This is a genomic window from Mycobacterium sp., assembly GCF_050701675.1.
GTDB lineage: Bacteria > Actinomycetota > Actinomycetes > Mycobacteriales > Mycobacteriaceae > Mycobacterium.
The window spans coordinates 1-8,753 of sequence record NZ_JBOGDD010001264.1 but is presented as its reverse complement, the minus strand read 5'-3'; the positions used below and the strand labels follow the sequence as shown (position 1 = coordinate 8,753).

8 protein-coding genes are annotated in these 8,753 nt (G+C 68.5%); 3 read left to right on the top strand and 5 right to left on the bottom strand.

The window, feature by feature from the left end:
* Nucleotides 1-48 precede the first annotated feature (48 nt).
* Nucleotides 49-1,578 carry a dolichyl-phosphate-mannose--protein mannosyltransferase gene (locus ACRDUX_RS39215; protein WP_526422681.1) on the bottom strand — a complete coding sequence of 510 codons (1,530 nt, stop codon included), beginning with the start codon at nucleotides 1,576-1,578 and terminating at the stop codon, nucleotides 49-51.
* A gap of 51 nt (nucleotides 1,579-1,629) precedes the next feature.
* Here ACRDUX_RS39215 and rsmI point away from each other — a divergent pair, with 51 nt between their 5' ends.
* Nucleotides 1,630-2,466: a 16S rRNA (cytidine(1402)-2'-O)-methyltransferase gene (gene rsmI / locus ACRDUX_RS39210; protein WP_526422680.1), complete on the top strand. Its 837-nt coding sequence runs from the start codon at nucleotides 1,630-1,632 to the stop codon at nucleotides 2,464-2,466.
* Here the strand turns inward: rsmI and ACRDUX_RS39205 are convergent.
* From ACRDUX_RS39205 to metG, 4 genes are all read right to left on the bottom strand, one after another.
* Nucleotides 2,422-3,675: an aminodeoxychorismate synthase component I gene (locus tag ACRDUX_RS39205; RefSeq protein ID WP_526422678.1), complete on the bottom strand. Its 1,254-nt coding sequence runs from the start codon at nucleotides 3,673-3,675 to the stop codon at nucleotides 2,422-2,424. The two genes, rsmI and ACRDUX_RS39205, sit on opposite strands and share 45 nt — an antisense overlap.
* Nucleotides 3,676-3,687: 12 nt before the next feature.
* Nucleotides 3,688-4,593, bottom strand: a complete 906-nt coding sequence (locus ACRDUX_RS39200) for an RNA polymerase sigma-70 factor (protein WP_526422676.1) — start codon at nucleotides 4,591-4,593, stop codon at nucleotides 3,688-3,690.
* Nucleotides 4,590-5,771: an NAD(P)/FAD-dependent oxidoreductase gene (locus tag ACRDUX_RS39195; RefSeq protein ID WP_526422674.1), complete on the bottom strand. Its 1,182-nt coding sequence runs from the start codon at nucleotides 5,769-5,771 to the stop codon at nucleotides 4,590-4,592. Before ACRDUX_RS39195 ends, ACRDUX_RS39200 begins: the two co-directional genes overlap by 4 nt.
* Before the next feature lie 100 nt (nucleotides 5,772-5,871).
* Nucleotides 5,872-7,455: a methionine--tRNA ligase gene (gene metG / locus ACRDUX_RS39190; RefSeq protein ID WP_526422672.1), complete on the bottom strand. Its 1,584-nt coding sequence runs from the start codon at nucleotides 7,453-7,455 to the stop codon at nucleotides 5,872-5,874.
* A gap of 27 nt (nucleotides 7,456-7,482) precedes the next feature.
* On the opposite strand from metG, the gene ACRDUX_RS39185 reads away from it, so the two are divergent.
* Complete coding sequence (locus ACRDUX_RS39185) at nucleotides 7,483-8,316, top strand: TatD family hydrolase (RefSeq protein ID WP_526422670.1); 834 nt, start codon at nucleotides 7,483-7,485, stop codon at nucleotides 8,314-8,316.
* Nucleotides 8,317-8,418: 102 nt separating this feature from the next.
* The coding region (locus ACRDUX_RS39180) for a ubiquitin-like domain-containing protein (protein ID WP_526422668.1) at nucleotides 8,419-8,753 on the top strand (335 nt) is incomplete at its 3' end.

Here is an 8,753-nt window from a genome sequence, read left to right as displayed (position 1 = left end):
CAGCGACAGGGAATGCTATTTCGGCGGGCAGGTGGGCCGGGGACGCGGCTATCGCCAGCTGGGCAGCCAGATCTGCATGTTCCACGTCGCCTGCGAGATCGGAAGCCCGGTCAGAATCGGGTACATCCAGGCGAAGTTCGTGATGACGGCCGCCACGTAGAGGCATACGACGAGCAGGCCGAGCGTCCGTCGCTCGGCGTTCTGCCTTGGCGCGTACAGCACGTCGCCGAGGACCAGCGCGATCATCATCACCAGGAAGGGCGCCATCGGAGCGGCGTAGAAGAAGTACATCTGGCGGTCGATGTCGGCGAACCACGGAAGATAGCCGGCGCAGTACCCCGTCAGCGCCACCGCGTAGCGCCAGTCGCGCTTGACGAACGACCGCCACACCGCCCACCCGAGGATCGGCACCGCGATGAACCACATGGCGGGCGTGCCAACCAGCATCACGGCCTTGACGCACGACTGGGCGCCACAGCCCGCCACGTCGTTCTGATCGATCGCATACAGCACGGGGCGCAACGACATCGGCCACGTCCACGGCTTGGACTCCCACGGGTGGTGGTTGCCCGCGGCATTGGTCAGCCCGGAGTGGAACTTGAACGCGCCGTAGGTGAAGTGCCACAGCGAACGGATGGCGTCCGGCATCAGGCCGCCGCTGGCGAAGGAGTCGCCCTCCTCGTGCCGGTCGACCCCCGTCTCCGAGGCGAACCACGGACCGTATGACGCGAGGTACACGCCGAGCGGGATCAGGCCGAACGTCCATACCGCGGGGCCGACGTCGCGGCGCAGCGTGCCGAGCCACGGTCGGGGCACGCGATACTGCCGACGCGCGACCACGTCGAACGCCAGCGTCATCACGCCGAAGAACAGGACGAAGTACAGGCCCGACCACTTCGTCGCGACGGACAAACCGAGCAGCACGCCCGCACCGAAGCGCCACCACCGCACGCCGAGCCGTGGCCCCCACGGCGTCTCGGCGATGCGGCCCTCGAGCAGGGCGACGTGCATCCGCTCGCGCACCTGGTCGCGGTCGACGATCAACGCCCCGAACGCCGCCACCACGAACACCGTCAAGAAGATGTCCAGCAGTGCGGTGCGCGCGGTGACGAAGCTGACGCCGTCGGCGACGATCAGCAGGCCCGCGATGCCGCCGATCAGCGTCGACCTGGTGATCCGGCGGACGATCCGGGCCACCAACACCACGACGACGACGCCGCACACCGCGCCAGAGAAGCGCCACCCCAGCCCGTTGTACCCGAACAGAGCCTCGCCGATGGCGAGCAGTTGCTTGCCCACCGGCGGATGGACCACCAGGCCGTAGCCGGGGTTGTCCTCGACGCCGTGGTTGCCCAGCAGCTGCCAGGCCTGCGGCGCATAGTGCTTCTCGTCGAAGATCGGGGTGCCCGCATCGGTCGGCGACCCGAGGTTCAGGAACCGCGTGATGGACGCCAGCGCCATGATCACCGACGTCATCGCCCAGCCCTGGAGCCGGTCGACGGGACCGAAGTCGCCGATGGGCACCAACGGGCCCGGGCTGATCACCGGGACCGAGCGCTCACTCTCGACGGCAGCCACGTCGGGCTCGATGGGCGGGGCGGTCACACGAGCGATCGTATTCTGTTCGGTGTGACACCCGGACGACTGCTGTTGGCTGCAACTCCGTTGGGCCAGGCAGGCGACGCTTCTGCTCGCCTCGTCGAGGCACTGGGAAGCGCGGACGTGGTCGCCGCCGAGGACACCCGGCGGGTCCGTGCGCTGGCGCAGGCCCTCGACGTCACCCCGGCGGGCAAGGTCGTCAGCTTCTTCGATCAGAACGAGGCGGCCCGGGTGCCGTGGCTCGTCGAGGAGATCGAGGCGGGCGCCACGGTGCTGGTGGTGAGCGATGCGGGCATGCCGCTGATCAGCGATCCCGGCTATCGCCTGGTCGCCGCCTGCGCGAAGGCGGGATTGACCGTCAGTTGCCTGCCTGGACCCTCGGCCGTGACGACGGCGCTCGCCGTGTCCGGTCTGGCGTCGGACCGCTTCTGTTTCGAGGGGTTCGCGCCGCGCAAGCACTCCGCGCGGCTGACGTGGCTGGCGACGCTGGCCGGCGAGCGACGCACGTGTGTGTTCTTCGAGTCTCCGAGGCGCCTCGCCGAGTGCCTGAACGACGCTTCTGACCGGCTCGGGCCCGACCGGCTTGCGGTGGTCTGCCGCGAGCTGACCAAGACCCACGAGGAGGTCAAGCGCGGCACGCTGGGCGAGCTCGCCGCGTGGGCCGCCGACGGCGTGCTCGGCGAGATCACCGTCGTGGTCGCGGGCGCCGAGCCCAAGGCCGACCTGGAGACGCTGGTGGCCGAGGTCAACGAGTTGGTCGAAGCCGGTGCGGGGGTCAAGGACGCCTGCGCCGAGGTGATCGCCGACAACCCCGGCGCGCCGTCACGGCGTGAGCTGTACGACGCGGTCCTGCGGGCCAGACGGTAACCGACCCACGACCGGCGCCGCCTTGTGCAGGCACTCGCGCCACTCCGCGTCGGGATCCGAGTCCGCGGTGATGCCGCCGCCGACGCCGAGCACCGCACGCCCCGCGGCGTCGAACTCGACGGTTCGGATGGCGACGTTCAGCTCGGTGCCCGCGACCGGTGACGCCAAACCGACCGAACCGCAATAGATTCCCCGCCGGGCCTGCTCCCACGTCGCGAGTAGCTCGCGGGCCCGGCCCTTCGGCGTGCCGGTGACCGACGCGGGCGGGAACGTCGCATCCAGGATCGTCGACATGGGCACGTCGAGGCCGACGCGTGCCGTGACGGTCGACACCAGATGCCACACACCCGGCGCGCGGCGCACCACCAGAAGCTCGGGCACGGTGACCGAGCCCGTGACGGCGAAGCGGCCGAGGTCGTTGCGGACCAGGTCCACGATCATGATGTTCTCGGCCACGTCCTTGACCGATTCGCGCAGCGCCGACGGTGATTCGTCAAGCGGCAGGGTGCCCTTGATGGGGCTCGACGCGAGCGTCTCGCCGACGCGGCTGAGGAACAATTCCGGTGACAGCGAGGCGACCGCGCCCCACGCTCCCGCGACGAATGCCCCCCGCGCAGGGGCGGTACGCGCGACGGCGTCGGCGTAGAAGTCGACGGGCGAACCGGTCACCTTCCCGGTGAGCTGGGTGCACACGCACGCCTGGTACACCTCGCCTGCGGTGATCGCGTCGAGACAGGCCAGCACGCCGGCACGGTGCGCGGCCCGGTCGGCCTCACCCCATTCGACGTGGCATGCCGAGGACGGCACGTCGCCGACCAGCGCATCGGTCAGCCAATTCGGTGCCGATGCCCCGGAAAGGCTTTCATACCACCAGTTTCCGCTGACGTCCTGGCGCAGAACGTCGTCCGTCCAGCCGCCGGCCGCCTCGGGGATCCGTGGCCCCGAGCCGTCGCGGCCGGCATCGGGATAGGACAGGTAGCCGATCCACCCGCCGCCGATCGCGTCACTGCGCGCACCGGGTCCGGCATCGAAAACGCCCGTGACGTCGACGGGTTCGACGGCGACGCTCGGTGCGATCACCGCACGCGAGGAGAACCAGTCGCCGGTCAGCGCGCCGGGCGGCGGCAACTCCAGACGCCTGGTCGCGGCGGCTACGGCGCGCAGCACCTCCGGGGCACTGCGCGCCAACGCGATCCGCTCGACCTGCACCGCCCAAGCTTGTCACGCCGATCGGGAGATCTCCCGGGTGACCTTGACACCGCCGAGCTTCTCGGGGTTGCGCATGGCGTAGAAGTGCGTGATCAAACCGTCGGTGATCTCGACCGAGATGATGCCCTCCAGCTTCTCGCCGAGGTACAGCACCAGTGCGGGCGCGCCGTTGTAGAACGCCGGTTCCACGCGGCCCTCGTCGCCCGCGAAGCGCAGAAGGCCGAGCACCAGCCGGGCCACTCGACCGGCGCCGGCGACGGGCCTGCGGGCGGCGGTGGCCTTCCCGTCGCTGTCGGCGGTCCACACGACGTCGGGCGCCAGCATCGTGATGAGCGAGTCGATGTCACCCGTCGACGCCGTGGCGAAGAACTGTGCCGTGAGTTCGAGCGATCGCTTGGGGTCCACCGGTTCGAACCGTTTGCGTCGGGACTGCACGTGCTCGCGGGCGCGATGCGCCATCTGACGCACCGCCGCCGTGGACTTGCCGATCGTCGAGGCGATTTCATCGTGACCGAAGCCGAATACCTCACGCAGCACGAACACCGCACGCTCGTCGGGGCTGAGCGTCTCGAGCACCACCATCATCGCCATCGACACCGATTCGGCGAGAACGACGTCCGACGATGCATCGGTGGCGTCGAGGAGAAGCGGCTCTGGAAGCCATGGCCCGACGTACTCCTCGCGCCTGCGGGCCTGGGCGCGTAGAGCGTTGAGCGCTTGCCGGGTGACGAGCTGCGCGAGGTAGGCCTTGGTGTCCTGGACTCTGCTGAGGTCCACCTCGGCCCACCGCAGATAACTCTCCTGGAGTACGTCCTCGGATTCCGTTGCGGTGCCCAGGATCTCGTAGGCGATCGTGAACAGCAGCGGCCGCAGGCCGGTGAACCGCTCGGCGTGCTCGTCTCCCGGCGTGGCGTTCATCGAACCGGAGCCACCTGATCGGCCGCCGACAGGCGCTCTGCCCGCTTGCCGCCCTTGAGCCAGAAGAACGAACCCGGCTTGCGCGCCTCCTTCGCCAGGAAGGACACGGTGCCCTTGCAGACGGCCTCCTTGATCGTCGCCGCGCTACGGCCTCCGATGAACAGCGGCAGCACGCGGTCGTCGAGGTGGGCCAGCTGAATGGTGCCCGCCTTGCGGCCAAGGCTGATGCACTGGCCGACGAACGCCTGGTTCACCACATCGGGCTGGGTGCCTGCGATGCGGCTCAGCACGGTGTTCGCGGCCTGAGCGCCGAGCGGGAGCGCCGCCTGGCAGCTCATCCGCAGCGGTGAATCCGACGGTGCCGAGGCATCACCGGCGGCGACGATGTACGGGTTGTCGACGCTCGTCAAGGTCTCGTCGGTGAGGAGGCGCCCGATCGCGTCGGTCGCCAGGCCGCTGCGAGCAGCGAGGTCGGGCACGCCGAAGCCGGCGGTCCAGATGGTCACGAGGCTGGGCAGCTCCCGGCCGTCGGCCAGCAGCGCGGAGTCCCTGCGCACCTCGACGACCTTTGCCCCCGGCCCGTCGATGACGGTGACGCCCAGCTTCTTGCACTGCTTGGCCACCGACCGGCGGCCGGCCTCGCTCAGATAGGGCCCGAGCACGTCACCGCACACGAGTGTGACGGCCTGGCCCTCCTCGGCGAGTTCGGTGGCCGTCTCGATTCCGGTCGGGCCCGCGCCCACCACCACCACCGGAGCCGCGGGGTGTACCCCGGCCATGGCTGCGCGCAATCGCTGCGCATGCTCCAACTCCGATATCGGATAGGCGAATTCGGCCGCGCCAGGAACGTTCAGCGCAGCGCCGGTGCTGCCCACGGCGTACACCAGGTAGTCGTAGCCCACGCTGCCCCCCGAGCCGAGGGTGACCATCCGCGCATTGGTATCGATGAGCTCGGCGGTGTCGACGAGGAGCCGGACGTCGGCCGCGAGTACGTCGGCATAGTCGACGACGGCATCGTCGGACCCGGTGACGAGCTGGTGCAACCTGATCCGCTCGACGAACTCAGGCCTCGGATTGATCAGCGTGATGGCGATGTCGCCGTTGACGCGAAGGTGGTTGGCGGCGATCACGCCCGCGTATCCGCCACCGATGACGACGACGTTGGTCTTGCTGGCCACGAGAACTCCTTTGAGATGGTGCGGCTCTGGTGAGCCGGTCTGACCTCAAGACACCTCCGACCGCAGAAGTGTGACACCCCTGCGCCGAACGTGGCGCAGCTCACTCGATCTGATAGCGGGGAAACACGCCTTCGGGTTTGGGGAGCGCCGTCCCGGCCGCCAGCCGAGTTCCGATCGCGATGAAGTCCCGCTGGTCGGCGGGCTGTCCGAGCAGATCGAGCAGCTTGGCCGCCGACTCCGGCATCACCGGCTGGATCAGCAGGGCAGCGATGCGCACCACCTCGAGCGTCGTGTAGAGCACGGTGCCGAACCGCTCCTGGTCGGCTGCCGCGTCGGACTTGCGCAGCACCCACGGCTCCTGGGCGGAGAAGTAGCGGTTGGCGGCGCCGAGCATCAGCCAGATCGACTCGAGCGCCAGATGCATGGCAGGCACGTCGAAGTGCGCTCGCACGCCTGCCAGCAGCTCGTCGGCGAGGACCAGCAGCGCGGTGTCCTCGTCGGTGAAGTCGCCCGGCTGCGGCACGACCCCGCCCAGATTCTTGTTCACCATCGACAGCGACCGCTGCGCCAGATTGCCCAACTCGTTGGCCAGATCGGTGTTGATCCGGCTGATGATCGATTCCTCGCTGTAGCTGCCGTCCTGGCCGAACGGCACCTCGCGGAGCAGGAAGTACCGCACGGCATCGACGCCGAACTCGTCGACCAGCGCGATGGGGTCCACCACGTTGCCGACCGACTTGCTCATCTTCTCGCCCTTGACGTTGATGAACCCGTGCGCGAAAACCCTTCGCGGAAGCTCGATCCCGGCTGACATCAGGAACGCCGGCCAGTACACGGCGTGGAACCGGATGATGTCCTTGCCGATCATGTGGAGATCGGCGGGCCAGTACCTGCGGAACGCCTCAGAGCCGGTGTCGGGAAAGCCGACGCCGGTCAGGTAGTTGGTGAGCGCGTCGACCCAGACGTACATGACGTGGTCGGGATGGTCGGGCACGGGCACGCCCCAGTCGAACGTGGTGCGTGAGATCGACAGGTCGCGGAGTCCACTGGAGACGAAGCTGACCACTTCGTTGCGCCGGACGTCGGGCCCGATGAATTCGGGATGCGCCTCGTAGTGCGCGAGAAGCCGGTCGGTGTACGAGGACAACCGGAAGAAGTAGGTCTGCTCCTCGGTCCACGTGGCCGGTGTGCCGGTCTCGATGGAGTGCCGGATGCCGTCGGCGCGCTCCTCGAGCTCGTCCTCGGCGAAGAAGCGTTCGTCGCGCACCGAGTACCAGCCCGAGTACGAGTCCAGGTAGATGTCGCCCGCGGCGTTCATCCGGTTCCAGATCTCGATCGAGGCGTCGTAGTGGTCGGCGTCGCTGGTGCGGATGAACCGGTCGAACGAGACGTTGAGGCGCTCCTGCACCGCCTGGAAGACGTCCGAGTTGCGCAGCGCCAGCTCCGCGGTCGGAATGCCTTCCTTCTCCGCCGTCTGGGCCATCTTCAGTCCGTGCACGTCGGTGCCGGTGAGGAAGCGGACGTCGAAGCCGTCGAGCCGCTTGAACCGCGCGATCGCGTCGGTGGCGGTCTTCTCGTATGCGTGCCCGATGTGTGGCGCCCCGTTGGGGTAGTCGATCGCGGTGGTGATGTAGTACGGCGCACCTGGGGTGCGCGTCCTCGCGCCGGGGGATGAATCAGTCATGAGGATGACCACTTTATTGTGTGGGGGATGAGTTCCCGCCGCGAGCCGCCGCCAGCGCCGGAGCCGCTCGCACCGCTGGTCGACGCCCATACCCACCTCGACGCCTGCGGGGCGTCCGACGCCGACGACGTGCGGGCCATCCTCGACCGGGCCGAGGCCGTCGGGGTGTCGGCGGTCGTCACCATCGCCGACGATCTCGAAGCCGCTCGGTGGGTGGTCTGCGCCGCCGGTTGGGATCCACGCGTCTACGCAGCGGTGGCCCTGCACCCCACCCGCGCCAATGCGCTCACCGACGCTGCCCGCACCGAGCTCGAACGGCTCGCCGCCGATGAGCGCGTCGTCGCGATCGGGGAGACCGGTATGGACCTGTACTGGCCCGGCAAGCTGGATGGCTGCGCGGAGCCCGCCGAGCAGCGCGAGGCGTTCGCGTGGCACATCGACCTCGCCAAGCGGACCGGAAAGCCGCTCATGATCCACAACCGCGATGCCGACGCGGCGGTGCTCGACGTCTTAGCTGCGGAGGGCGCCCCTGACACCGTGATCTTCCACTGCTTCTCGTCGGGACCGGACATGGCGCGCATCTGCGTCGATGCCGGTTGGCTGCTGAGCCTGTCCGGCACGGTCAGCTTCCGCAATGCGCGAGACCTACGCGAGGCGGCCACCCTGATCCCGCCGGAACAGCTCCTGGTCGAGACCGACGCGCCGTTCCTGACGCCCCACCCCTTCCGCGGTGCACCGAATGAGTCGTACTGCCTGCCGTACACCGTGCGGGCATTGGCCGAGGTCGTGGGTCGGCCCGCCGCCGATCTCGCGCGCGAGACCTCCGAGAACGCCATCCGGACCTACGGATTCCGCAGGTGACCGCGAGTTGCTGCCACGAGGGGATTTCGTTACCGTTCTGTAATACGTGTGGTCGGCCCGGACTGTTCATTGGTCGTCGATCCGATAGTCGGGAAAAAGTTCTTGAATTTTTTGCACAAGCTCCATGAAGCACGCTCGCCTCACTTTCGGCTCCTGGTGGCCACCCTGCTCGTCGCGCTGACATTTGCTGGCGGCTACGCGGTCGGTGCCCACAAGACCGTGACGCTGAACGTCGACGGCCAGTCGGTGACCGTGGCGACCATGAAGTCGCACGTCATCGACGTCGTCCGGGAGAACGGTTTCGACGTCGGTGAACGCGACGATCTGTTCCCAGCCGCCAACGACACCGTCGAACAGTCCGAGACGATCGTGCTCCGGCGCAGTCGTCCGCTGCAGGTCTCCGTCGACGGCAAGGACAGCCGTCAGATGTGGACGAC